Here is a 26,087-nt window from a genome sequence, read left to right as displayed (position 1 = left end):
CGCTTAGGGACGATCTTAGGCTCGAAAGTGCCGTTTCGGTCACGACCGCTCTCCAGTTCAAAATGACCCGATTGGAGGCTTCTTACGGTCTTTTTTGTCTTCCCGTTTTTACGGTTCGACTCTCCGGAAGCTTTATTCTCCTGCAGGTGGTGATCAAGCTCTCCTTCTAACATCGATTCCAATAAGTGTTTTAGCATAGGGGCAAAAACACCGTCTGTACCACCCATTTTCTTGCCTTTATAAAGGCCTTTCATTGCTTCTTCCTTGAAGCGCTCAAAATCAAATTCCTCTTTTTCCATTTGCTGTGTCTAATATAAAAATTCTTTATTTGACACAGTTTACTTTACACCCTCATTTGCACGGAATAGCGCAGTTTTCGCTATTTGTGTCATCGTATCTGCCCTTGTTTTTATTGCTAATTGCGAGGCAAATATCTGTCAACAATGATTATCTGTACTGGGGAGGAATATCTTGGGAATCGGTAAAACTATTTGGAGCAAAATTCGGCTTGTCCGCAATATTATTATTTTTCTCTGCTGTTGGAGCATTTGGTTACTGGAAAACATTAGCAAATATTGAAGAAGTAGCAAAAAATGGGAATCCGGTAACCGTTACAGACGTAAAGAATAAAAACAGTGAATCAATTGGTTATATTGCCACTTACTTAATCCCGTTCTTATTTCAGAATTTTGATAATTGGTATGAATGCGTTTCTGTCATTTTCCTCCTGTTGATAATTTACCGCATTTACATTAACTCCTCTTTGCTTTTAATTAATCCTCTTTTGAGTTTTAGATTTGGAATTTACGAAATCGAATACACCACTCAAAATGGTAAAAATAGAAACGGATTGATTATTTCACGAGACAAATCTTTACAAGATGATTGTAAAGTAAAACTTTATGAAATCGGACATAAACTATATTTTGCAACTATTAATAACCCAAACAAATGATTATCGGAGAACTCTTACAAAAATTAGATAATATAGGTGAAGATAACGTAATCCTTTACTTTATCACGCGAGTGCTGAAACCAGAAGTAAAAGTATCAAGCAAAGTAATGGACAAATATTTGTTTAAAGTTTACCAAATTGACGTAAACGATGAAATTAGGAGACATCTTTATTCACTAACACAGGAGCAGTTAAATGGTCTAATAAAACGGAAAACTGAATTACACGAATATGACGTGATTACAGATGATACTTCGCAATTGCTATCATATCAAATGACTAATAAAGCGATGTCGTTTTATGATGTTGTCAATAATCAATTAACTTCAAATCCACCTAAAATAAGGAGTTTAGAAGAAATAATTGTTAATGAAGAATTGTGGGCTTATTGTGTCGGTTTCTATAATGATCAAAACGAATGGATTTACACATTCAGAAAAATTCTTGCCGCTAAGGTTGCTATAGATGAAAATGATAGTAATAAGAAAAGTAAACTCCAAAAGGCTATACGAACAATCTTCAATTCCAAAAGCCAAAAGCTTGAATTGATTGAAGGAGAGACCGTAAACTTAGACAAACAAATCGACTGTATCTATTACCAAGACACGTTTTATATAGCCAAGAAAACTCAATTCGAGCAAATTATCGGATTGGAAGAGGAGTACAAACGTCAAGCGAATGAAGTCGTGGCAGAATTAGCGACAACCAATATGATTGAAGGGCTCGAAATTATTGCGAAGCAAATAGAACAAAATCCTTCTATACACAAGAAGCTTGTTCGTCTCACAAAGCTCGGAAATTACCATGGTCTTGACGTAAAGATGATCAAGAAAATGCAGAAAATCTGCAAGAAGTATGGCGAAACGTTAAAGTTGAAGGACGGCAAGCTATTCGTTGAAGATGAAAACGACATAGCACTGACCCTTAAAGTTTTGGCTGATTACTATAAACTTGGCGAAGTATCGGGAAAAGCATATGGCACTTATGCCGGAAAACAATTACAAACTGCAAACTAGAAGGGATAATTAAGTATTAACACATTGACCAAAGAAAATAATATGCTGTCACTAGCAACAGACCTACAGATAAAGAAAACCAGTTTGAATGACTTTATCGCGCTTGCTAAGCGGGTATTGGAATATAGTCCAAATGTACTCTCTGGAAAAGAAGAGAAAGGGAACTACTATATCTATTCCTCAGATATCGGCAATACAAAGAAATTTGTAAGACCGATTAACAAGCTATTGTTTATACCCAGCAGTGCGGGTATCGATGCGACAGAGATCAAGTTTAGGGAAGTGATTGAAAAGATAAAAGCGGATACAGCGATAAGCAAGGAAGAAGAGTTTATCATCGATAGTTTTCTATACACGCTAATCCAATCCGTCGGCATGGGGCTCGACCTTTTGGTCGAATCAAACAGTTCCAAAAAACATGTGGGCAATCGGTTCGAAGAATTGATTCGATCCGTTTTTGATGAAATAGGCGTATTCAACAAAAAAGGCGTAACCAAGATACCTTATGAAACTGCCGAAGGCACTAAATACTACACCTGTGAAAATGACCTCATCCTAAGCCCTACTCAGGATTTGATAGCCAATCGAGGAATTGATCCATCCGAGGTCGTGATCTCTGTAAAGACGACCTCCAAAGACCGAATGGGCAAAATCTTTATGGATAAGATACTTCTTGAGAAGTTTGTCAAACATCCGGTGAAGGTAATGGGTATATTTCTCAACGATGTGCAACGCAAAAATAACAACAACATTAGCTTTACCTTAGTTTCGGGATTGTTTATGGTGTACAATACATTCCTGACCGAGCTGGAAGGTGTGTACTATCTCGATCCACCACCGAATGCATCAGTACCACCGTACAATAGACATATCAAACCATTCTCCAAATTACTGAGCGAAGATCTGCACCAGCTACTATCACCGTAGTTTTTCCCGATGCTTATTGGATGCTATTTCATCTTTGCGGGAGCGTATACGTGCTATATGTCCTGCATCTTGCAGACGAGCGGATATCAAGTTGCAGTACTCCGTACTAAGCTCCGTACCGATCCATTCACGCCCGTAGGCCTCGGCTACGGCATACGTGGATCCCGATCCTCCAAACGGATCGTAGATTAAACTATCTTGGTTGGACGATCCCAAGATAATCTTACGCATCAGTTCGACAGGCTTCTGCGTCGGGTGGCCCATTTTTTCCCATGAACCATTTGCTATAGTCGGTATCTCGAATACATCCTTGGCCTTAGCACCAAGTGGATTGGGCGTCCACTCGTGCTTCTTCTCCTTCCCATTGGCAAAGTGCGATGAGGCTCCCTGCGTACGATTCGGATATTTAGTTGTATGAGCGTTATAAGGAATCCGGACCTCATCCATATTCAAAATGAAGCTGGTGCCTTTTCGCAGATGCAATATGCTTTCGTGCGAACGTCCCCAATCCTTGCCTAAGTTCCCCTTATTACGGTAAAACCATACCAACCATTTACACCCTTTGAACAAGGAAGAACTTGCCCATTTGAGGTCGGCCAATATTTCGGAAAAACCACAGATAAATAACGAGCCATCGGGCGTGAGTATACGGTGTGCTTCCCTGATCCATTCCATGCTCCACTCGACGTAGGCTTTTTGGGACTCGAAAGTGTCCCATTCGGCTTTCTTGATATTATAAGGTGGATCAGCAAAGATAAGATGGACAGAATTTGACGGAACGGTACGCATGTATTCGACCGCATCCATATTGTACAGCTTGCCAAGATGGGTACTAAAGATAGATTGCAATTGTACATTTTCTTCGTAAAGAGCGGCATCGAAAAGATCAAAATCTTTCACATCAAACTCTCTGGCCAAGGAGATGATCTGGTGCTCCGTATACACCCGATAATTATTTATCGGATGTCTGGTGCATTTGAACTTTCCAGAGTTATCCCAACGCCTGAGTGTCTCAGGGTTAACATCCAAGAGGTCAGCAGCCTCGCTAATTTTATAATACTTATCCATACCAACTATACACAACCTTACACAAGGTTGCACAATAATAGTTAGAAAAAATGGAAGGAAAAAGAGGTGTGGATAAAAAGTTATATCATTAATAACATTGATTCGTTGGCAGGATTTTCATCAAATGTTTGCTAATATCCGTTGCAAATTATGTATCTCCGCCTAAATGGACTTTAAGATGGTTTGTATCCATCACTTTATTAATAAATTTTTTGGCAGCGGCTTCTGCAAGTTGATGGGTATCCATGTACGGTCTCTCGTGTATAATCAACCGTGCCTCGGGAAACCATTCCTCCCGGTCGATTTGTTGCAAACGGTAGTTTGCTTGCTTTAACATTTCTTCATCATCATTTTCATCTCCTGTGACTCGATGCGTCATCGAGTTATAGGCAATGTACCATGCGTGATCCAACTTATCCTCAATCCTGATCTTCTTTTTTATATTCATCAAATCAAATCCCAATTTTTTCTTATCTCTAATGTAGCCGTATCAACATTTTCCGCCATATCCTTACTTCCAGATAGTGTATATATACGTCTGGCATATACATCAACGAGAAAACAGCTTTTCGGATTTAACACGATGCCTTTCTTTTGGAAAAATTCCGCCAATACATAGAGCATGGTATCAGCCTCATGCTTACTTAATACCTTGCCCGTAAAATTGAACTTGAGAAAGCCCTCTTGCGCTATTCCAAAGTTATCACTTATCAACATATCCGCCATCGCACCTATTCTCACGCCATTTTTATGGATCGCATCCCTCCTTTTGGATAGGTTGCTTTCCAGAACATGACTATCCAGGATCGGGGACAACAGTGTTGCCATAGCGCAAATCTCATCCAAACCGTTTGCAGAGTATGCCCTGTTTTTATAGCTGTCCTTATTGACAGGGTACCCTTTCGCTTCATCCCTAAGAATTTTAGCCTGTCTCTTGAATTCATCAAAATACAAATCATGGTCTTCAAAACCCGCCGAAAACAAATTACAAATGAGTTTCCTAGCCATCTCATAAAACTTGGGAATATAATCACCAGGGTATTTGCACCCTAACAGTATTCGCTGCTTTCTGTTTTCTTTCGCACCAATATATTGCGAAAACATTTTCAAGGATAACTTAGGGTCTTCGACAACTTTCTTGACCTTTACTTCAATATCTTCATCAATAATATTATGCTCATGTCCTTTCATACTAATTTCATTAGAAACGCTCTACAATAAAAATCAAATCAAACTAATCTTCAATATGTTACAAAACAAATATACAATTAATATTAGACTGAAACTAAGAAATACTTTTCCACAACCAACAAAAAAAACTAACAACATTAGCCAAAACAACTGTTTTTTGGCTTTTTTGAAATAAAAATCAAAAGAATAAATCGTTGATAAATTATGTATATTGGACCTTTTAATATCAATGGATGGCCGCCTCTTTTAAAATCATATTAACCTGTGTTATTGCACTGATTAGCATATTAGTCTATAATATTTATAGAAAAAAGGAAAAATCAGTTAAGCAAAAACGTCTCAGAGTAAAGGAATTGCACACACAATACAATAAACATCTTGAAAAGCATGCTGACCAGATTAATTGTATAATCAAACAGGTATTACCATTTGAACCAAAATACTGTTCTCACACAGATATACAAAACAAGTATGAAACGATTAAAGCAGAGCTTCCTATAGTGGACATCCCCAAGGATTATGTCGAAAGCCATGCAGGACATCAAGGATATAAGGATATACTTTGGTTCTTATCAAATGGCGAAACCTTGCGAAAAGGACATAATACTGCTTTTATAAAGTACGAAAGTCACAGATGCAACAACTATTTTCGCACACTACTATCCAATCCACTTGACAAACAACAGGTCGATTCTATTCTGCACGATGATGACAACACTTTGGTAATAGCTGGTGCAGGCTGCGGAAAGACAACCACAGTACAAGGAAAAGTAAATTATCTGCTAAACAATAGGCTGGCTACACCAAAAGAAATACTACTCTTGTCCTTTGCTAAGAAAAGCGCAGACGATTTAAAAGAGAAGTTAGGCCATCTAGGTGTGGAGTGTCGGACGTTTCACTCCCTCGCTTATCAAATTATCAAAGGCGTAGGCCGACCAGCTGACATCATTCCTCCGGAGGAGACGCAACAACTTATCACGGATATTCATAAAAAACTGACATCGGACGCTACATATCTAGCATCTTTCAATGACTTTGTATTGAATGGATTGCGCCCCATCAAACAAGAAAATGAGTTTAACTCTTACAAAGAATATATAGCGTATCTTAAGGACAGTGAATTTGAATCCCTAAAAGGCATGCTGTCGAAAAAGAGATTTCATAAAAATGATAGCAACAAAACATTAAGTAACGAATATGTAAAAAGCGGTCAAGAATGCTACATCGCCAACTTTCTTTTTCTTCACGGCGTAGAATACAGCTATGAAACTCTCTATCTCTACCAAAAGGAAATAGATGCGAACGAACGCTATGACAAACACAAGAAAAGATACCGACCTGATTTTACCATTTATCTAAATGGCTACAACGAGCAAAGCATCAAGACATGTGCAAACCCAGAAGATAACCTAATCTATCTCGAACACTACGGTATTGATGAGAATGGCGACACCCCCAAATTCTTTGATAAAAAAGATGGGTTATCTTCTTCTGAACATTACAGAAGCATCATGCAGTGGAAAGACGAGGTGCACAAACTTTACAGAACAACACTGATTAAATCATACAGTTACGAATTCACACGAAAGACTATTGAGGAAAACCTCATTAAACAATTGCTCAAACATGGCGTGAAACTAAGTCCCAAATCCAATAAAGAAATCTACGCCATACTGCAGGAAGCCTATTCAAAGGAAATTGATGCCGTGGTAACACTTATACAGACTTTTATTGGGCTATTCAAGTCAAACAATCAGAGCTTCGAAGAACTACTACAAAAAAACCGAGATCTGTTCAGCTATGATCACAATCTAATTGTGAGAAATGAACAACTGATCGAGGTTATCGAGAGGATATATAACCAGTATCAAAGCGAATTAAAAGACAAACAAAAAATAGATTTTAACGACCTTATCAACCAAGCTAAAGAGCACACACAGCGTAATGATTTTCTCCATCCCTACAAATACCTTATCGTAGATGAATTTCAAGATATTTCCATCAACAGATATGAGTTACTAAATGCCATAAAGAAGCAGCGTTACTGTAAACTATTTGCAGTGGGCGACGACTGGCAATCGATCTATCGCTTTACGGGGAGCGACCTAACTTTGTTCAAACGATTCGAGGAGTACTTCGGACACACCATCATTAAAAAAATCGAAACGACTTACCGTTTTGCAGAGCCTCTTATCGGCATCAGTTCAAATTTTATACTCAAAAATCCAAATCAAACAAAAAAAGAACTTCGGGCCGGTCGAAATGCGCACACGGAGGTGGTTTTCGAATACGAAAAAAATGGAGACCAACCTATTAACCAAAACTTACTAGACATTTTGCAAAAACTGTATCTGGAATATGGAGACACCCTAGCCGACAAATCAATAACTTTACTAGGTAGATACAATCACGATATCGACCAATTGGTATCCAACATCAATCCGATAGTACAAAAAGATCAAAACTACATCTATGTCAACACTGAACTAAAAGAGGTTGAGGTCGATAACGAGGGAAATACCATCAGAGACAACCGACTCTCTCTGCAGAAAAAGATTGACTTCATGACCGTCCATAAAGCAAAAGGGTTGGAAAGTGATATTGTGATTTTAATCAACTGTGAAACAGGAAAATACGGCTTCCCTGCCGAGCTGAGCGATGACAAAATACTTAATCTTTTGTTGAGCGGTGATGACCGATACCCTAATGGCGAAGAACGTCGGGCTTTTTATGTTGCAATGACAAGAGCCAAAGAAAAGTTCTATTTCTTAGCCAATAAAAGTAGGCAATCCAAATTTCTCACGGAAATTTACGCCGAGCACATTGGCTCCCAACAAGAAGCTGTTTGTTGTGAAAGATGTGAAGGAGAATTACGTTTTATTAAGGATATTTCTAACAGATTCGGTCTATCAAAAATGTTTGGATGCACTAATCTAAAGTATGGATGTGATTATACAACCTTTATTAAGAATACAGAGTTGAGTCCCTTACTGGCACTAAACCAAAATTAGAAAGGTTTTTACTATATTTAGTCAATATGAATATCTTCCCACACGATAACATCCTCCCTACCCGCTACCTCGCTGCGTGCTTTAACAACACGGTAGCAACCTATAAATTCTACTGGTTACTAGCTATCTTAGACGCTGTCCATCGACAAGAACGGGAGATAAAAAAAGACCAACTGTTTGCCAGTATGCTCTCCAATGCTTGGTATACCGTCAATTATTTTCAAGTATCCTTTGGACAGCAAGACCTTATTCAAAGCACGGTAAGGCAACTCAAAGATATAGAAGGCATCACGATCGATGAGGATCGGGCGATCATACAAAACAGGCTTGTAAAATCGGAGAAAACAGAGACCAAAAAACTGCTTTTGCACTTTGACAACCAAGTGCCCCATTGGTTCTTGAGTCCGTGGTACCCGAGGAAAGGAAAGAGAGAAGTCTACCAGTTGTCGCAAGCCGGAGAAAATCAGCCCTTATATCAGCTATATAAAGACTGCATAGTGATACCCGAACGATGGTTCGATTACCTGACGAAACATGTCCGTATCATTCGTGACTATGTCTACTGGAATCTCTCGCTATTCTTGCAGAAGCGCAATCCGAACGTACCGGATATACCCAATAAACTGATCAAACCTGCGCTGCGAAGTTCGTTGCTGAAACAGCGCAAGTTTTGGGATGTGGTGATCGATGCCAACGGCCCGCTGCGCTGTATCTACACGGGAAAAGAACTGTTCAAAGGAGCCTACCATGTCGAACACTTCATCCCGTACAGTTTCGTCTCGCACAACCAGATCTGGAACCTGATCCCTTCAGATAATGCATTCAACGTGAGCAAAGGCAATAAACTGCCCCCTCTCGACAAATACTTTGATTCTTTCTACGATATGCAGAAGGTAGCCATCCAAACATATATGACTTCTAGACCAAGCGAAAAGCTCTTGGAGGATTATTTCTACATCGGTACCGATTTACAGGCGGGGCTATCGAAAGAAAAGTTTTACGATGTGATCAATCCGTTGGTCACTATCGCATCGAATAACGGGTTTGAGTTTTTATCCAAATAATTATTATGAGCGTTAAAACTTTCTTCGAAATAGCGACTGATAGACAGATTGGTCAAACAAAATATTTCTTCCTGATCTATGATGGCTTCCCGGTATCTCCCGGACACATCTTGGTCATCTCGAAAGAACTCCGGCAGGATTATTTTGCACTAACAGAAGTCGAAAAGGTTGATCTGGACAATGCCATACGATTGGCGAAACAACTGATCGAAGAAAACCATAGCCCCGACGGCTACAACATAGGGATGAACTGTGGGGAAGCAGCAGGCCAAACGGTCTACCATTTCCATTGCCACGTGATCCCACGCTACAAAGGCGACATGGATGATCCTCGAGGTGGGGTCAGGCATTGTGTCCAGGGGAAAGGTTATTATTAATTTCTTTATCTTTAGCCCATGCTACACGTAACCTGTGCTATCATAGAACACGATAATAAAATCTTGATCTGCCAACGTTCTGAGCGGATGAAGCTACCGCTCAAGTGGGAATTCGCTGGCGGTAAGATCGAGAGAGGGGAAAGCAAAGAGGCCTGTCTGAAAAGAGAAATCCGAGAAGAGCTCGGATTGCAGATCGAAATAAAATCGGCACTAACCGCTGTAGAACACCACTACCCCGAGTTTTCGATCTGCCTTTACCCTTTTGTATGTAAGTGGACTGGCGGTTCACTAGCTATCGCCGAACACGCGCAAGCCATCTGGGTGACAAAAGAAGAATTAGCAAACTATGACTGGGCGGACGCTGATCTGCCCATCGTGAATGAACTCATGCAAGTATGGAGTTAGGAATATACGAAAGCTTAATCACCGAACAACTCAAGCAGCGTCTGGCAGAACTGGACCGTAAGCAATATTTTATCGCAGACGACAAAAAGTTGGATAGCGAAGAAGCAGTCTTTTATTTGAGTGCACATTTGAATAAGGCCATTTCCAATGCTTTAAAAGCCATTAAAGTGGATAAGAAAGATCTATTGGTTACTAAACAAATAGAGATATCGAATAATCTGCTGCGATACCTGACACAACAGATTAGTCAGTATAACTTTGAAGAAGATTTGCTTGATGCGGAAGGCCACATACTGCAGGGTGTATTGGATCAGTTGCACTCCGACTATACGGACATCCGTCTGCATCTGAAAGAAATCACACCATTATCACGACTGACACAAAGCGAATTATTCACGGGCGGGAATGTCGGTCTTTCACTGGATGGCGAGCTTAAAAAGGAAATCCGTTCGGCTGATCGCGTAGACCTATTGGTTTCCTTTATCAAGTGGAAAGCGATTGTGATCCTAAAAGATGCATTGGAAGAGTTTACCAAGCGTGGAGGTGTGCTCCGGGTAATTACCACAACCTACATGGGTGCCACGGATGCAAAAGCGATTGAAGAGCTTTCCAAACTTAAAAATACAACGATAAAGGTATCTTACAACACAGCAAATGAGCGCTTGCATGCAAAAGCTTATCTTTTTTATCGTAACACCGGATTCCATACGGGATATATTGGTTCATCCAACTTTTCACGCTCGGCTTTGACAGATGGACTAGAATGGAACGTGAAAGTTACAACGGCGGAGATACCGCACATCATTGATAAGTTTCAGAAGACGTTTGAGTCGTACTGGAACAATGCAGAGTTTGAACTATATACACCGGAGAAACTTATCCGACTGGACGAAGCATTGAAACAAAATAAACTCGGAAAAAGTACAGACGAAATCGTTCAGTTTTTTGATATAAAACCGTACCACTACCAAGCGGAAATTCTAGAAAAGCTAAAGGTAGAAAGGGATGTGCATGGCTCGTACCGCAACCTTGTAGTAGCCGCGACAGGCACGGGGAAAACCATGATCTCCGCATTTGATTTTAAAAATTTTCTTAAAAAGAATCCTGAGGCTAGACTACTGTTTATAGCACACCGAATTGAAATTTTAAAACAGTCTTTGCACACGTTTCGAAATGTATTGAAGGAATTTAACTTTGGCGAACTTTATGGTGATGGTTATGAACCTAGAAACAAAAACAATGTATTTGCCACCATTCAGACGTTGAGCAGATTGGATTTTGCTTCCTTCTGCCCTGCTGATTATTATGATTATATCGTTATTGATGAAGTACATCACGCTGAGGCTAGTACATATAAAAAAGTTACGGAATATTTTAAGCCTAAGGTGCTTTTAGGTTTGACCGCTACGCCCGAACGTATGGACGGCAAGAGTATTTTACCTGACTTTAACCACCGCATCGCAGCGGAGATCCGGTTGCCGGATGCGCTGAACAATAAATTACTGTGTCCGTTTCAATATTTTGGCATCTCGGATAATGTCGATTACAGCAGTGTTGCCTGGAGAAATGGTCGGTATGATACGGAGCAGCTGAGTAATATCTATACGTCAAACGATACGCGTGTGGCTAATATTATCGAAAACCTTGTTACCTACTCGAAAGATTACCGCGAGGTTTGCGCTGTTGGATTTTGCGTAAGCCAGGATCATGCAAAATATATGGCTCGTAAGTTCAATGACGCCGGGTTGCAAGCGGACTATCTGATTGCTGAAAATACGAACAGACGAGCGGATATATTAAATGCACTCAGACGAAAAGATATTCATTATTTGTTCGTAGTAGATATCGTAAACGAGGGTGTTGATATTCCAGAAATTGATACCGTATTATTTCTAAGGCCAACCGAGAGCTTGACGATATTTCTGCAACAGCTGGGTCGTGGTCTTCGCCTCGACGATAACAAAGATATATTGAGTGTATTAGATTTCGTAGGGAATGCGCGAGATGAGTATGATTTCGAGAACAAGTTTAGAGCGCTAATAGGAAAGACAAATACAACGGTATTATCGGAAATTGAACGGGATTTCCCGCACCTTCCGCTGGGCTGTTCCATCGTGTTGGAGAAAAAGGCGAAAGAATATATCCTCAATAATATTAGGAAAGCTACGCAGCTAGGGAAACACCAATTGATAGCACGTATCCAAGGATTTCGCAACCATACGGACAAACCGCTCACCTTGGCAAACTTCTTAAAGTTTTATAATCTCGAGCTCAAGGACATTTATAAACACCACCTATTCTCCACGCTTCGTGCAGAGGCTTTCGCTACGGATCTGGATAATACAAATCTGGATCGTTATAAAGCGATGTTAACGAAAAAATGGATTGTGACGGAATCGCTTAGTTACTTCCGGTTTCTCCTCGCTTTGATTGACGTTGATTTTGATTTGACCCGCCTTGCACCGACCGAGGAAAACCGCTTGATGGCGCTTATGCTACACTATGATTTTTATCAGTCGGCAACCCAGGAGATGACTTTGGAAGAATCGATAAAAATCATCGGCTTGAATAAGGATTTGGTGACGGAGATGAAAGAGTTTCTAGAAGTGAAAATCGATAAGATTGGATTTGAAGAGATTCCTTGTGTGGACTTGGGCTATGCTTTTCCTTTGCAGATCCACGCATGTTATACAAGGGAACAGATATTGGTCGCCATGCGCTTAAGTACACTGAGCAAAAAAAGTTCTAATCGAGAAGGGGTAGCGTTGAATAAAGGGGTAAATACAGAAGCGTTATTTATCAATCTGAAGAAAAGTGAGGAGGACTTCTCTCCTACCACCTTATATGATGACTATGCCATCAACGAGTTGCTATTCCACTGGCAGTCACAAAACCAAACGGCTGATTATTCAGAAAAAGGTTTGTCCTACATCACGCAAAATGAAACGGGGAAAAAGATCCTCCTTTTTGTAAGGGAATCTATCCATGATGCGGACGGTTTTACGCAAGGTTATGTTTTTATAGGTCCAGCTCACTATGTAAGCCATACGGGATCGAAACCAATGTCTATTCAGTGGAAGCTGGAGGAACCTATTCCGGAATACCTTTGGACGGCTTCGGCGAAGATGGTGGTTGGGTAGTACTGGTTATAATTCTTATTAAGTGAAACAACAAGCCGTAAAAGAAATCCTCGTAAAGGAACATATAGACACTAACAATAAGTTTGAATTGCTTAAGCGCTTCGGAAAAGAAAGTATTCATAATCCTTATGAACTAGAACTTGTATAGACTGTCCGGTAATTAGCCGGGCGATTTATTGTCGTTTTTTTTCTAAAACTTCTGGTAGCAAACCGCCTCGAGTCCAATGCTTTGAGGAATCCGCAGGCTTCTATACGAGCAAGCAGAGTAGCAATCTTATGTCTAAGATAAAAGATAATATATTTTATAGTCTTTGATGTAACAAATTCTCCAATTTTGACACATATTAATGTATAAACGCTAACATACATTTTATGCCATTTTTTAAGATCAAGAGATATTATCAATTTATTTCCAACTTTATGGCTTTCGTAAAATCTCCAAAAACTTCCTTTGCTCCAAAACTGACAATCCAAGATAAACTTGCCGAATCTTTAACACTATTCTTGGTGAAATTCATTTTTTCCATTGCTGTTGCCTCGTTAATAGGTACCTTTTATGAACCACAGAATCTGACAGACAAATCAATGTCTGAACGCTTCACTCCAATTGTCTTTCTGCTGACTGGAGGAATAATACTCCCTCTCTTCGAAGAAGTCATGTTTCGACTTTCTTTGATTTTTAAACCTATTTATGTAGCATTAAGTTCAGCTTGTTTTGGATATTATTTTTGTACAAAACTGATTTTCAACAGTCGATTAAGTCTTGTAGATGACACTTTCGGCTTTAGAATTGGAACCGCAATTCTTTTAGGCAGTCTTGTCTTCATTGTGTTAAATAATCAAAACGTAAAGAAAAGACTTCAGTCACTTTGGGTGAAGAAATTCGATTTGATCTATTACTCTTCTGCAATTCTATTTGGTTGGCTACATATTCTCAACTTTGAACTAAGTTATTTAAACCTTTTGCTTACCCCTATTCTTACATTGCCACAGCTTTTTAGTGGATTGATTACAGGGTATCTTCGTTTGAAATTCGGTTTCTTATATCCATTGTCGTTTCACATCCTTACAAATTCCATTTTAATCGGCCTAAGTATATTCATAGAGTAGGATTCAAAACACATAATCCTCCGAAAAAGCTCCATAAGCAACGTTACTCTCCAATGTATGTCTCCTTACTAAGTTCCTGCGATAAAATAAATACGCTGGCCACCAAAGGGAGTTTGAAACAGACAGCACAGGCTATTTTGATGCCTACCTTACGGGAGGATGTGATTGTCCTAAGATCAAAGCGCAGGTCGCACACGAAGGATAACAACCCGTAAAGTTTAAAGAGCCGAGAGACACCAATAGGGTAGTTATACACCTCGAGAAAAAGCAGCCATACTATAAGGGCGGGGCGTGGATATGCAGAATTAGGAATGCCTAAAGCGCCTATATCTGCACATTTTTAATCGTGCTGTCACTTCCGGATGGCATCTATACTCATTTTTTGATCCTGTTCAACCGTCAGCACCCCTTCTACGTTCTTAAAATAATTTATTCCCTCGGCTATGTCGCCCTTGGCAGGCAAAGTGATCGCAATGCCGTGAATAGCCTCGTAATTGTGAACAAGCTCCGCATGATAGCGCTCGACTGCTTGCATCAGTGCTTCATTACCCACGGCACTATCATACATAATTATCAGCGTGCGGTTCATATTTTGCTCATCCTGTTCCGTAACTAAACTATCCTTCTTTTTCATCGTTGTGCATGCTGCAAAAACCAACATCCCTAACAAAAAAATAAAACCTAATTTCACGATGCTTTTCATCTATTAAAATTTAAAAATGTAAATATCACTTTCTTAATTTGAACATCTACTCTGCACAAAAGCCATGCCTAGTTAGTAAATGTAAGCGTTATAATGCCATGATATTTGCTATTTTTGTAAGAGAAACAAATACCGTATCATGATGGCCGATAATATGAGTGGAGAGCTGGTGAAGATAGTTGAATACAGCAACCAATATCAACGTGCATTTAAAGCTTTAAATACAGAATGGATTTCCAAATTCTTTGAGCTGGAGGAAGCTGATTATCAAGCTTTGGATCATCCTGAAGAAAATATTCTTCGAGGTGGGGGAAAGATATTCGTTGCGCTTTATCAGGGTGAGGCTGTTGGTGTATGCGGTTTAAAGAAAACAGAACATCGTGATTTTGATTATGAAATGGTGAAAATGGCTGTTTCTCCAAAAGCCCAAGGTAAAAAAATAGGCTGGCTACTCGGACAAGCAACAGTGGAGGCTGCCAAAAAGTTGGGGGGACGTAACATCTATCTCGAAGGTAATACTAAGCTAGAAGCATCCATTGCCTTATATCACAAGCTCGGATTTAAAGAGATAAAGAGCTTTACGCCTTCGTATAAACGTGTGGATATTATCATGCTTTTAACCTTTTGACTGTCTTCTTAATCTTAATTTTTACAGTATGGACATCACCAAAAAATTTAACCGCATCCTTGCTATTTACTCCCAGCTACAGGCGAAACCTCTTGTAAAAGCGTAGGAACTTGCCGAACTTTTTAAAGTGAAATCTACGGACAATTTACCGTGACATGAAGACTTTGGAACGAGCAGGCATTCGTGTTTTGTGGGCGGTCGAAGGTAGAGGGCCGCTAAATCTCGACATTCTTATATATTTCCTATGGTCGTCTTATTGGTTTTATTTATATCTGCTTTTATTATTACAACCATCGGGTTATTTATAATTCAGAAAGCATTACAGCGTATAATGCATGGGGAAAAGTCAAGTAATAGTATCAATATGTACTAAAAGGCATTAAGAGCCGTATCGGAAGTACGCAATTCACGTTAATGCCTCTTGGGCCGATTTATTTGGCAAATACCCGAGACAATTGTTCTACTGCCGCTTTGGTTGCAGAATAAACGCCATAGGTTGGGAAAATCGTTCTTGTAACGGTAGACGAAAGATTGATAATACTTCCGTTATCGGCCAATTTGCTTGCCGCTTCTTGGAGTGAATAGAATACTCCTTTGAAGTTGATATCAATTGATTTTTCGAATTGATCTTCGCCCAAATCTTTGATCATTGCATTGAGCATCACACCGGCATTGTTCACCCATACATCCACTTTTCCAAAATGGGCAATTGTTTCATCAAACAAACGCACAATATCAGCTCTTTTGCTTACATAACCTTGAATAGCAAAAGCATCGCCACCGTTCGTTTTAATAGCCTTCACTACTTCATCTGCGGCAGCTTAGTTGCCGTTGTAGTTAATAACGACTTTTGCGCCTTCATTTGCCATTTTTTGAGCAATGGCTGATCCTATTCCTTTTGAAGAGCCGCTTACCACGGCAACTTTTCCTAATAATGTATTCATCTTGTTCTTATTGCTATTTTAATTATTAATCTAAAAACAGTTGTTGAGTACAAGCGTTTTCAGCATCTTATTTTTTGGGGCTTAATTAAAAGACTTTCTAAATTCTAAGGGTGAAATCTGTGTCTTTTTCTTGAATAATTTACTGACAGACTGTACATGTTCAAATCCCAATTCGTACGCAATTTCACTTACATTCAATGAGGTGGCCAGCTTGCTGCTGTATCTCCTCGGTGATCTTCTTTACAATACTTCATATGAAAACTGGTATGTATACATCGGGAAATCCTATAACATTCCAACGGAAATCACCTCATCAGATAAGCGGATGCTATTTGTCATTATGGCTATAACGGGGAAAAGTCGGTATTTTCTCATGTTCCAGTTCGCTACAGCGTTGGATTTTTTTATATTTATGCTTTAAACCGTAGTCTAATAAATAATAAATGTATAACAAGATTAAATACTTGACCTACTTTACTTTAACCGCATTGATATTTTGTGCATGTAGTAAGGATAACGGAGAAAGCGCTGTTCTTAGTTTCGAAAATACGACTTGGGTTGCTAGTATGACGGATGGCAACCCGAGCACCAATCCATCGGGAGGGTTCGGCATGAACGGTAACAACCAATACTACCCATGGTCGGAATGCCACATGGATGATTCGTTTGTATTTTCAAAAGATCGTCTGACGATTAATGATAACGGGACGGCCTGTGATGAGAGTCTAGGGCTTATTTTTAACACAACGACCCAAGCCTACTCTTACAATGCAGAAGCAAAAAAATTGACGGTTGGAACTCAGAACGATATAATCGTTCTTGACGTATATGAGCTGCATAAGGATAGGTTGAAGTTGGGGCTTTCAGTTGTGGGTTACGGAGGTGGAAACAATATAATTTTCTTGTTTAAAAGGAAGTAAGGTCTTATTATGGATATCGAAAAAGAATAACTACTGATTATTGTATTGGACAACTTTTTGGGATCGCTTCTTTATTGGGCTATGGGAAAGAATATTTAAAATATAAAAGTAAGCCTCGGTTTGGGAAGACCATATAAAACCGTTATTTGATAGTAAACTCATTGAATACACACTGGAATAAGCTAATGATCCAAATCAGCAATACCAAATAACGCAGCAAGGCATCAACTTTTTGATGGGAAGTGCTATCATAATCTTATGATGGTATTAGGGCAATTTATCGAGCGCGATCTTGGTGCCGTCTCGAAAGCCTCTATAATAGACTCCCTGATTGTACAACAATACCTCGCCCTGCTCGCCACGCTGGATATAGGAGTCTATCGCAATCACCTTATGGCCATGCATGGTGCGGACACTACCGTCAGGTGTATGGCCAATGATTATCCTATCCACATCAAAAATCTGAAGTGTACTGTCTATCGTCGGAACGGGGTCGGGCGCATCCTTAAAATAGCCTCTGTACCAAAGTGGCCCATCTGAGAACCGCAAGAGATCAAGCCGCTTGTCGGGCACACTGACCAAGCTATCTAATGTAAAAAGCTTCTCCCGGAAAGCATGGTTGACCTCATCGATTGTATAGTTCTGCTGCAGGAACTTACTGGAAATACCGGCATGTACAAAGAGCGAGTTATTAATGGTGATCATGACAGGCCTCCTGCGCAACCACTGCCCCAGTATGCTATGGTGACCAAACCATGCCTTGAAAGGAACCTGCATCAGGTCTGCCGCCCTATCGTACCGCTGATGCACATAGCGAAGATCTGCATACAGTATCATACTCTCATGATTGCCGGCGAGGAAGTGCACACGCCCCCCGGCCCGGAGTGCCTGATCCTCCAGTTTGAACGTCAACCATAAGGCCTCGGTAACACCGGTGCCTCTATCCATAATGTCGCCCAGTACAATTAGGTGCCCATCACCATAGGCCCAATTATCTTGGTCATCAATCACTCCGTGGGCACGTAGAAAATGTTTATAATTGGTATAGTTGCCGTGGATATCGCTGATCGCGACAAATCTATTGATGTCCGTAAATGCATACGATGGGTAGTACTGATCGCTCTGGGTATAACGGTAATGGGTATAAGGCGAAAACCCTAAAAGTCGAGTGGCAGCAGAATCACTGCCCTGTCTATCGATCTCCTCTTGCCTGATTCCTTCTTTGACCCAGATCAGTCGAAAATCATCATTGGCAATAAAAATATGGGGCGATTCGGAAAATAGACTATCGTCGGTCGGCGCATCCTGACCATAGGCTGTAAGACCCGTCAACAGGATAAGGAGGGTATAAATATGGTACAGAATCGTGGAAGAGATCTTGTTTTGATGATAAACCATGCATGTATTTGTATAGTAATGAACAACTCGTAAGCCATAAATATACAAAAAATATGTGCCATTTCGTTGACTTCAACGAAATGGTCGCCATCTGAGCTTGAGCATACAGGAAGGTCGAAGAACGTTTAAACTAGGAAGGTTAAGAAATAATAAACGTTTCTATGGGAGTAAATATATGGATGTCGCCTAAGGCGAATAGATATCTGTATAGCGCATTCACCGATTTTTTTACCGCGGTTACCGAGAAATATAAGAGCTTGGTCTAATCGTTATTCGGTAAATCTGCCCACTACCCTACCTTTGAGATATCAAATAAGAAAAACTACAGACATGAAAACGACATGGAGAACTATCACAGCAGCATTGATCATGGTAACATCCCTAAGCTCCTTTGCGTCGGAGAAGGCCAATCCTTTGAAAAATGTGGAATCGGGCATGGTAATTGGCTCCTATGTGGATGCTGTTACCGTGGGCAGCATCGACCTGAACAAGTTTCTTTTTGCAGATGATTTCCAGTACCGCAACTTGAGCAACAACGACTGTGCGGGCAAAAAAGAATACATCAAGTTCCTCAAGGCTAACAAAGGTATGCAGTACAACTGCGAGAGCAGCTACAAAATATTATCGCAGGATGGAAAAGTATGCGTAGCGAAGGCAACGATGGCATTCGATAACTTCACCCGCGTAGATTATATCACGTTGAATCAGGGCAAAGATGGCTGGAAAGTAAGCAAAGTGGAAACGACTTATCCGTAGAAGAATTTTAGATCTTTGTTTCAATAGAGGGACATGTTGTGAAATATCTCCCGATGTTTAGTTAGCAAAGCCTGCAAATGCAGGTTTTGATTTTTTCGTTGTCGCTCAAATATTCCTTAATAATTTTTAAATTCGTATCCAATTACGGATATATTTCCAAGAGAATCGAATCATGACAATAATAGGTAAAGCTTTACTAACGATACAGTGCTAACGTTGAAGTAATAATAACACATGAAAAGTGGGAAATTAGGAATAGGACTGATATTAACCGTAATTACTATAGTATGTAATTCATATCTAGGTTTATAATTGGTTAGCCTGTTCGGGAGGTTGCTGAGTTTTGTCGGATTTATTCTTGTTTCCACGTGTATATGGAGCTGTCCTTTGTTCTAAACCCAAGATTTTCGTAAAGTTTACGTGCTGCAATACGGTGGCTTTCCGTAAATAAAAGCACTTCCGTCAAATTCATTTCTCTAGAATACTTGAGCAGATATTCTATCAGTTTCCTACCGATACCCTGTCCTCGGCAGGCATTATCGACAACAACATCTTCTATCCAACCTTTATGTCCGGATATAACACGATAGACAGCCATTGACGCAATACCAACTAGATTCCCGTCTTGAAAACCTCCTATCAGATAAACACCATTATCCGTCTGCAAGACTTGGGAAATATCCTGATACTTTTTTCCGGGACTTAGCTGCCTATATAAGGCTATAATTTCTTCGCGAATAGTGTGATTAATATTAGAAATATCTAGTTCTTTAATTTCCATAGTTCAACGTTTGTTAATAAATACACAAACATAAACATAAAATTCACTACATTGTGATTCATCGTTTTAAACATGAGTAGAAAATGCAATCAATCATGACAGCTATAAAAAGAAAAAATATTATAACTATTCAACATCCCGAATCTGTGCATCATACCAATGGAATGGTTGGTTCATGGACAGATTGGGAACTTTCTGAAAAAGGGAAGCGCTTAGCGGAAAATATTTCTAGTCATTTGAAGCAAACGATTCAACCTGGAAGCGTCGTTATCTACTCTTCTACTCTTAAGCGAGCGGTGCAAACAGCTGAAATTGTAGGAAAAAAATTGGGACTTACTCCCAAACTAATTGGGGCACTGAAAGAACGGGGATTGGGAGCAGGTATCGGCAAATCTGTACAATGGCTCAAGGACAATATAGAACAGGAAGAATTGACGGTTTATGATAAGTGCTTCGCTGATGCGGAATCGAGATATGATGTTTGGAAAAGATTAATACCGTTCTATGAAGAGATCATCTCCAATGAAGAAGAAAATATAATCATCGTATCTCATGGCGATACGTTAAGTTTATTTAATGCGCTATGGCTTGGATTGGACATCGAATTACTCAACAAAATTGACCTTTATGGAATAAGTGGTGGTGTTTCCTTTTTGTATCAAAATAGCGCAGGTAAAAGGATAATCAAAAGATTAAGTGATACATCATTTATGTATCCTATTGCAAATCCTTAAATAAAAAATCCTGAGTCTTCCCGTTTCAGGATTTTTTGCTCATTACCAAACGCTTACTATCCATCGGCGAACATCCGGAAATCCCCCCTAAAAAAAATATCTTTAAAACAATATATTGCGCACTTTGGCAACTGGCTTGCAATCCTTTTGGCATGGACAAACAAGTAGATATCTGCATAGCGCATTCACCGATTTTTTTACCGCAGTTACCGAGAAATACCGGAGCTTGGTCTAATCGTTATTCGGTAAATCTGCCTACCGCCCTACCTTTGAAGTATCAAATAAGAAATAGAAAAAATAATATATACATCACATTAAAAACTTCAGACATGAAAACGACATTGAAAACTATCGCAGCAGCATTGATCATGGTAACATCCCTAAGCTCTTTTGCTTCGGAAAAAGCCAATCCTTTGAAAAACGTGGAATCGAGTATGGTAATCGGCTCCTATATGGAAGCCGTTACCGTGGGCAGCATCGACCTGAACAAGTTCCTTTTTGCAGATGATTTTGAATACCGCAACGTGAACAACAACGACCGTGCGGGCAAAAAGGAATACATCAAATATCTAAAGGCCAACAAGAGTAACAAATATGACTGCAAGAGCAGCTACGAGATCCTATCGCAGGACGGAAAGGTGTGCGTAGCCAAGGCAACGATGGCATTCGATAACTTCACCCGCGTAGACTATATTACCTTGAACCAGGGAAAGGACGGTTGGAGGGTGAGCAAGGTGGAAACGACTTATCCTTAGAAGAATTTTAAATTTTTGTTTCAATAGTGGGACACGTCGTGAGATATCTCCCAATATTTAGTTTAGTTAGCAAAGCCTGCACATGCAGGCTTTGGTTTTTTGTTGTCGCTCAAATCTTCCTGAGAGGTGACGGCTCTCTCCTATTTTTCGACAAAAATACAGACTGTTCTTAGCTTTAAACATAGTGGAAATACTATGGAGATAGAAATTGATTACGAGGCCACGGCAGCAATAGATTTTCCGAATGGCATCAGAAAAGGAGACACAAACAAACTAAAAGGTAAATCTGCTTTCGAATTTTCGCATCATAAAAAGATCATTAAATTATTAGATATAAGCTGAAAAAACGACTAATTTGTTAAAAAGATGTTAAACTGTACTGACAGAAAAAAATCGGCACGGAGGTTGATTATATCCTTATACATTTCATAGATTAGGTTTATAATTGGTTAGTTAGCAAAAATCCTGAAGCTCCCCGCTTCAGGATTTTTTTATTATACATGGATGCATTCATCTACCAATTCAATTCGTAATTTGTACTTCTACCACCTGAATCAGCTTTCGTTAGCACAGTGTCTAACCTCACTTAGTAAATGAATAAACTCCTGCTCATTCCATTGGAAGTTGGTCCAATCGTAGCGATGATGTATATAAACTGCCATCTCAAATTTATGTTATACGGTATTTATTCTCCGCATCATATGATATAATCATCTAGAAGTAATAAAAAAACGTGTCAATTAAATAAAAATTAGTTCATTTATAATAAAAAAAGCCATGCAAGAAGGCAAAGTAAAATTTTTTAATGAAACCAAAGGTTTCGGATTCATTACCCCATCAAACGGAGGAAAGGACGTATTTGTTCATTCATCTGGTCTAAAACAGGATATTCGTGAAAATGACGAAGTGTCATTTGAGGTTGAACAAACCCAGAAAGGTCCTAGTGCAGTAAATGTTAAGTTGATATAATTAATTTTTGCATATATTGTTATGAGCCGTACTTCTTTAGTACGGCTTTTTTTTGTGGCATTCGATTTTCCTTTTCGGAATGGAGAGGTGCTCCCTCCCCTTATCGCTGATCTTTCATACTTGAGCAGCTCGGTTACCCTATCTACACGAAATTTATGTAATTTTGCAGCACCTGATAACCGGGTTATAAATCATTTTAGAATAGCCGCAAAACGAAATCCCCCTAATTTGACAGATGAACGATAACGATACAAAACGACTTTCGCGACTGACAGCAATCCTCACCCAATTGCAAACAAAGCGGCTTTTGACAGCAACGGAATTAGCAGCTAAATTTTCGGTGAGTGTCCGGACTATTTACAGAGACATTAGGGCATTGGAACAGGCAGGTGTCCCGATTATTACGGAAGATGGAAAAGGCTATACATTAATAGACGGCTATAGAATACCACCCGTAATGTTTACCGAAGCGCAGGCCAACGCACTAATTGCCGCGGAGCAATTAGTTCTCAAAAACAAAGATGCTTCATTCGTCAGAGATTATTCGGAAGCACTTGAAAAGATAAAAGCGGTTTTGAAATACAATATCAAAGAGAAAGTCAATTTGCTTGCTGAAAGAACCCGATTTGATCAAAACATTAGCAGAGAAAGGAACAGCAACAATTTATCTGACCTGCAATTTGCCTTGACGAATTTTTGTCTCGCAAAAATAGCATACACAAACGAGCAAAATAAAACAACAGAAAGGCTGATCGAACCGTTTGCCTTACTTAGCACAGACAACTGGTTGTTGATTGCTTATTGTCGTCTGCGAAAAGAATTTCGTTTCTTTCGCTTGGACAGAATTAAAAAATTAGAAGTCTTTACCGAAAAGTTTGAACCGCACCGAATGACCTTACAGGAATATTTTGACAAATATCATTAATGTTTTCATACCCCTGACATAGGGCTGTCTTTATCTCATGATAGTTTTGGACCATTCATTTAAAAAGAACTAAGATGGAAAAAAGAACGATTGACCCTTGGAAATGGGGCGAACAAACAAATTCGGTACAGGCGGTAGAAGTAACGAACGTTAATGGAACTCTTTACTGCTCAGGACAAGTAGCCATTGATGCTAACGGTATGCCAAGCAATGCAGACATGCGTTCGCAATTAGTGCAAACCATTCAAAACCTGGAAAAGCTTATCAGCGAAGCGGGTTACGAAGCAAAAAACATCATAAGGCTGAACGTATACACGACATCTGTTCAGGAGTTTTTTGCGACTTGTATGGACGTTTATGTGCCTTTCCTTCAAAAACATGGTATCAAGCAAGCTGCTACTTTGCTTGAAGTGAAGGGACTTTTTGCTACATTAACCGTAGAATTAGAAGCAACGGTTGTAAAGTAAGAATGCAAGCAACAGAAATATTTTATCCGACAAGCCTTACAGCATGGCGAAAATGGTTAGAAAAAAATCATCTTTCCAAGCAGTCTGTATGGCTTGTCTTCTATACTAAAAAGTCTAAAAAGAAAACAATAAGCTGGAGAAATGCCGTTGATGTTGCCCTTTGTTTTGGCTGGATAGATAGTAAGAAAGTAAAAATTGACGAGGAAACAGCACACCAGTTTTTCAGCAAACGAAAACCACGAAGCACTTGGTCAAAGATCAACAAAGAAAAAGTTCAGCAACTCATTGATGACGGATTGATGACGCCAGCGGGATTTCACAGTATTGAAATAGCCAAACACAATGGTTCATGGACAATTTTAGACGGAGTTGAAGACCTGATCATCCCCGATGATTTAGAACAAGCTTTCAGCAGACACGAAGGCTCAAAAAACTATTTTCTAAGTTTAAGCAAGACTACGCGAAAAATGATGTTGCAACGGCTCGTTCTTGCTAAACGATCCGAAACCCGAAGAAAACGCATAGACGAAATTACCAAGCTTGTGGACCAAAAAAAGAAACTTGAATAAACTTATATTTATCCCATACTGCACATTATCTACGCAATTATCAAAAGGAAGGAAAACTCTTAATTTGCCAACATCCTTAATAAGTATGTCTATATTGTGCTAGAAGACGTAAGGTACAAAAGCATTTTTTATTAACTTGTTCCCATAAAAAAACAAGATAGCGGCATGGCTGTTCTTTGTATTATACGAATACATTTTTTGCAATTTTGACAAATTTCATCGTTGATTATGAAAAAAATAGGCTTTTTATCTTTCGGGCATTGGTCTGAGCATCCTGCATATAGCACCCAAACGGCAGCAGACACGCTGCTGCAGTCTATTGACCTGGCCGTTGCTGCGGAAGAGATCGGTATCGATGGTGCTTATTTCAGGGTGCATCATTTTGCGCAACAGCTGGCGTCGCCATTTCCGCTACTGGCTGCTATAGGCGCTAAAACCAGCTCGATTGAAATCGGTACGGGCGTAATCGATATGCGCTATGAAAATCCCTTATACATGGTTGAAGATGCCAGTGCTGCCGACCTGATTGCAGGTGGCAGATTACAGCTGGGCATCAGCCGAGGCTCGCCGGAACAGGTAATCGATGGCTGGCGATATTTTGGCTATGAGCCAGAGGAAGGGACAACGGACGCGGATATGGGACGTGAAAAAGGCTTACTCTTTTTAGAGAAGCTCTCGGGCGCAGGATTCGCGCAACCCAACCCGAACCCGATGTTTCCAAACCCACCGGGCTTATTAAGACTGGAGCCCCATTCCGAAGGTTTGCGCGATAGAATTTGGTGGGGAGCCGGATCCAACGCAACGGCTATATGGGCAGCAGAGCAAGGGATGCACCTACAGAGCTCTACTTTAAAAGATGATGAAAGCGATAAACCCTTTCATATACAACAGGCTGAACAGATAAGGCTGTACAAAGAAGCATGGAAAAAAGCGGGCCATCAAAGGGAGCCACGGGTATCGGTGAGCCGCTCTATATTTGCACTGACAAACGATCAGGATAGATACTATTTCGGCAATGAAGCGAACCGAACGGACAAAGTGGGCATGATCGAAGCAAACAAACGTGCCATTTTTGGCAGAAGCTATGCGGCTGAACCGGATGTACTTATCCGCGAACTGGCTATGGATGAAGCTATTCAGGAAGCCGACACGCTACTTTTGACGATACCGAATACTTTAGGGGTAGATTATAATGTCCATATCCTGTCTGCTATCTTAGAACATGTCGCCCCGGATTTGGGATGGAGATAGCGCATTTTATACGATTTCTTCGA

The 26,087-nt window shown here is 39.9% G+C and carries 26 protein-coding genes and 2 pseudogenes; 19 read left to right on the top strand and 9 right to left on the bottom strand.

Annotated elements, in window-relative coordinates; translation table 11 throughout:
* The coding region (locus tag BM375_RS14120) for a transposase (protein WP_170852677.1) at positions 1-299 on the bottom strand (299 nt) is incomplete at its 3' end.
* Positions 300-328: 29 nt separating this feature from the next.
* Here BM375_RS14120 and BM375_RS14115 point away from each other — a divergent pair.
* Genes BM375_RS14115 through BM375_RS14105 form a run of 3 tightly spaced genes read left to right on the top strand, consistent with a single transcriptional unit; the run spans position 329 to position 2,898 of the window.
* Complete coding sequence (locus BM375_RS14115) at positions 329-955, top strand: hypothetical protein (RefSeq protein ID WP_139227605.1); 627 nt, start codon at positions 329-331, stop codon at positions 953-955.
* Entirely contained in the window at positions 952-1,971 is a 1,020-nt protein-coding gene (locus BM375_RS14110; protein WP_170852676.1) for a Kiwa anti-phage protein KwaB-like domain-containing protein, read from the top strand. The genes BM375_RS14115 and BM375_RS14110 overlap by 4 nt, the downstream gene beginning before the upstream one ends.
* Positions 1,972-2,013: 42 nt before the next feature.
* The gene (locus tag BM375_RS14105) at positions 2,014-2,898 is read left to right on the top strand and encodes a hypothetical protein (RefSeq protein ID WP_093366986.1); all 885 of its coding nucleotides are present in this window, start codon (positions 2,014-2,016) and stop codon (positions 2,896-2,898) included.
* Here BM375_RS14105 and BM375_RS14100 read toward each other — a convergent pair.
* The 3 genes from BM375_RS14100 to BM375_RS14090 all read right to left on the bottom strand — a co-directional run bounded on the left by BM375_RS14100 (position 2,890) and on the right by BM375_RS14090 (position 5,157).
* Positions 2,890-3,966, bottom strand: coding sequence for a DNA methyltransferase (locus BM375_RS14100; protein ID WP_093366985.1), 1,077 nt, complete (start codon positions 3,964-3,966; stop codon positions 2,890-2,892). The genes BM375_RS14105 and BM375_RS14100 overlap by 9 nt on opposite strands.
* Before the next feature lie 148 nt (positions 3,967-4,114).
* Positions 4,115-4,417, bottom strand: coding sequence for a hypothetical protein (locus BM375_RS14095; RefSeq protein ID WP_139227603.1), 303 nt, complete (start codon positions 4,415-4,417; stop codon positions 4,115-4,117).
* Entirely contained in the window at positions 4,414-5,157 is a 744-nt protein-coding gene (locus tag BM375_RS14090) for a hypothetical protein (RefSeq protein WP_093366982.1), read from the bottom strand. Before BM375_RS14090 ends, BM375_RS14095 begins: the two co-directional genes overlap by 4 nt.
* A 353-nt stretch (positions 5,158-5,510) precedes the next feature.
* On the opposite strand from BM375_RS14090, the gene BM375_RS14085 reads away from it, so the two are divergent.
* The 6 genes from BM375_RS14085 (at position 5,511) to BM375_RS14060 (ending at position 14,264) form a co-directional block, all read left to right on the top strand.
* Positions 5,511-8,168 (top strand): UvrD-helicase domain-containing protein, encoded by a 2,658-nt coding sequence (locus tag BM375_RS14085; RefSeq protein WP_170852675.1) that lies wholly within the window; start codon positions 5,511-5,513, stop codon positions 8,166-8,168.
* Between the two features lie 26 nt (positions 8,169-8,194).
* Positions 8,195-9,232: an HNH endonuclease domain-containing protein gene (locus BM375_RS14080; protein ID WP_093366978.1), complete on the top strand. Its 1,038-nt coding sequence runs from the start codon at positions 8,195-8,197 to the stop codon at positions 9,230-9,232.
* Positions 9,233-9,237: 5 nt separating this feature from the next.
* Positions 9,238-9,609, top strand: coding sequence for an HIT family protein (locus BM375_RS14075; protein WP_093366976.1), 372 nt, complete (start codon positions 9,238-9,240; stop codon positions 9,607-9,609).
* 18 nt (positions 9,610-9,627) lie between these two features.
* The gene (locus tag BM375_RS14070) at positions 9,628-10,014 is read left to right on the top strand and encodes a (deoxy)nucleoside triphosphate pyrophosphohydrolase (RefSeq protein WP_093366975.1); all 387 of its coding nucleotides are present in this window, start codon (positions 9,628-9,630) and stop codon (positions 10,012-10,014) included.
* Positions 10,005-13,154 carry a DEAD/DEAH box helicase gene (locus tag BM375_RS14065; protein ID WP_093366973.1) on the top strand — a complete coding sequence of 1,050 codons (3,150 nt, stop codon included), beginning with the start codon at positions 10,005-10,007 and terminating at the stop codon, positions 13,152-13,154. The genes BM375_RS14070 and BM375_RS14065 overlap by 10 nt, the downstream gene beginning before the upstream one ends.
* A gap of 420 nt (positions 13,155-13,574) precedes the next feature.
* Positions 13,575-14,264, top strand: coding sequence for a CPBP family glutamic-type intramembrane protease (locus BM375_RS14060; RefSeq protein WP_212611689.1), 690 nt, complete (start codon positions 13,575-13,577; stop codon positions 14,262-14,264).
* A gap of 352 nt (positions 14,265-14,616) precedes the next feature.
* On the opposite strand, the gene BM375_RS14055 is transcribed toward BM375_RS14060, so the two are convergent.
* On the bottom strand, positions 14,617-14,967 hold the full coding sequence (locus tag BM375_RS14055; RefSeq protein WP_093366970.1) for a hypothetical protein: 351 nt from the start codon (positions 14,965-14,967) through the stop codon (positions 14,617-14,619).
* 139 nt (positions 14,968-15,106) lie between these two features.
* Here BM375_RS14055 and BM375_RS14050 point away from each other — a divergent pair, with 139 nt between their 5' ends.
* Positions 15,107-15,595, top strand: a complete 489-nt coding sequence (locus BM375_RS14050) for a GNAT family N-acetyltransferase (protein ID WP_093366969.1) — start codon at positions 15,107-15,109, stop codon at positions 15,593-15,595.
* 431 nt (positions 15,596-16,026) lie between these two features.
* Here the strand turns inward: BM375_RS14050 and BM375_RS14045 are convergent.
* Both BM375_RS14045 and BM375_RS14040 read right to left on the bottom strand, forming a co-directional pair.
* A pseudogene (locus BM375_RS14045) lies at positions 16,027-16,539 on the bottom strand (SDR family NAD(P)-dependent oxidoreductase).
* 81 nt (positions 16,540-16,620) lie between these two features.
* Positions 16,621-16,743, bottom strand: a pseudogene (locus tag BM375_RS14040) (helix-turn-helix domain-containing protein); the annotation flags it as partial.
* 239 nt (positions 16,744-16,982) lie between these two features.
* Between BM375_RS14040 and BM375_RS14030 the strand changes: the two are divergent.
* Positions 16,983-17,459 (top strand): hypothetical protein, encoded by a 477-nt coding sequence (locus BM375_RS14030; RefSeq protein WP_093366966.1) that lies wholly within the window; start codon positions 16,983-16,985, stop codon positions 17,457-17,459.
* Between the two features lie 267 nt (positions 17,460-17,726).
* Here BM375_RS14030 and BM375_RS14025 read toward each other — a convergent pair whose 3' ends face one another.
* Complete coding sequence (locus BM375_RS14025) at positions 17,727-18,857, bottom strand: metallophosphoesterase (protein ID WP_093366964.1); 1,131 nt, start codon at positions 18,855-18,857, stop codon at positions 17,727-17,729.
* Between the two features lie 330 nt (positions 18,858-19,187).
* On the opposite strand from BM375_RS14025, the gene BM375_RS14020 reads away from it, so the two are divergent.
* The gene (locus BM375_RS14020) at positions 19,188-19,613 is read left to right on the top strand and encodes a nuclear transport factor 2 family protein (RefSeq protein ID WP_093366963.1); all 426 of its coding nucleotides are present in this window, start codon (positions 19,188-19,190) and stop codon (positions 19,611-19,613) included.
* 352 nt (positions 19,614-19,965) lie between these two features.
* On the opposite strand, the gene BM375_RS14015 is transcribed toward BM375_RS14020, so the two are convergent.
* Positions 19,966-20,394 (bottom strand): GNAT family N-acetyltransferase, encoded by a 429-nt coding sequence (locus tag BM375_RS14015; RefSeq protein ID WP_093366961.1) that lies wholly within the window; start codon positions 20,392-20,394, stop codon positions 19,966-19,968.
* Positions 20,395-20,489: 95 nt separating this feature from the next.
* On the opposite strand from BM375_RS14015, the gene BM375_RS14010 reads away from it, so the two are divergent.
* The 7 genes from BM375_RS14010 (at position 20,490) to BM375_RS13980 (ending at position 26,064) form a co-directional block, all read left to right on the top strand.
* Entirely contained in the window at positions 20,490-21,128 is a 639-nt protein-coding gene (locus BM375_RS14010; RefSeq protein WP_093366959.1) for a histidine phosphatase family protein, read from the top strand.
* A gap of 152 nt (positions 21,129-21,280) precedes the next feature.
* Positions 21,281-21,883, top strand: a complete 603-nt coding sequence (locus BM375_RS14005; protein WP_244525912.1) for a nuclear transport factor 2 family protein — start codon at positions 21,281-21,283, stop codon at positions 21,881-21,883.
* 777 nt (positions 21,884-22,660) lie between these two features.
* Positions 22,661-22,852 (top strand): cold-shock protein, encoded by a 192-nt coding sequence (locus BM375_RS14000; protein WP_093366957.1) that lies wholly within the window; start codon positions 22,661-22,663, stop codon positions 22,850-22,852.
* Between the two features lie 235 nt (positions 22,853-23,087).
* On the top strand, positions 23,088-23,777 hold the full coding sequence (locus tag BM375_RS13995) for a helix-turn-helix transcriptional regulator (RefSeq protein ID WP_093366956.1): 690 nt from the start codon (positions 23,088-23,090) through the stop codon (positions 23,775-23,777).
* A 74-nt stretch (positions 23,778-23,851) separates the two neighbouring features.
* Positions 23,852-24,244 carry a RidA family protein gene (locus BM375_RS13990; RefSeq protein ID WP_093366954.1) on the top strand — a complete coding sequence of 131 codons (393 nt, stop codon included), beginning with the start codon at positions 23,852-23,854 and terminating at the stop codon, positions 24,242-24,244.
* A 2-nt stretch (positions 24,245-24,246) separates the two neighbouring features.
* Positions 24,247-24,813, top strand: coding sequence for a YdeI/OmpD-associated family protein (locus tag BM375_RS13985; protein WP_093366953.1), 567 nt, complete (start codon positions 24,247-24,249; stop codon positions 24,811-24,813).
* 228 nt (positions 24,814-25,041) lie between these two features.
* A complete protein-coding gene (locus BM375_RS13980) occupies positions 25,042-26,064 on the top strand; it encodes an LLM class flavin-dependent oxidoreductase (RefSeq protein WP_093366951.1) in 1,023 nt (340 codons plus the stop codon).
* Positions 26,065-26,087 lie beyond the last annotated feature (23 nt).

The organism is Sphingobacterium wenxiniae (genome assembly GCF_900116225.1).
In the GTDB taxonomy this organism is placed as follows: Bacteria; Bacteroidota; Bacteroidia; order Sphingobacteriales; family Sphingobacteriaceae; genus Sphingobacterium; species Sphingobacterium wenxiniae.
The sequence above is the reverse complement of the archived record's forward strand: the minus strand, read 5'-3'. Positions and strand labels throughout refer to the sequence as shown.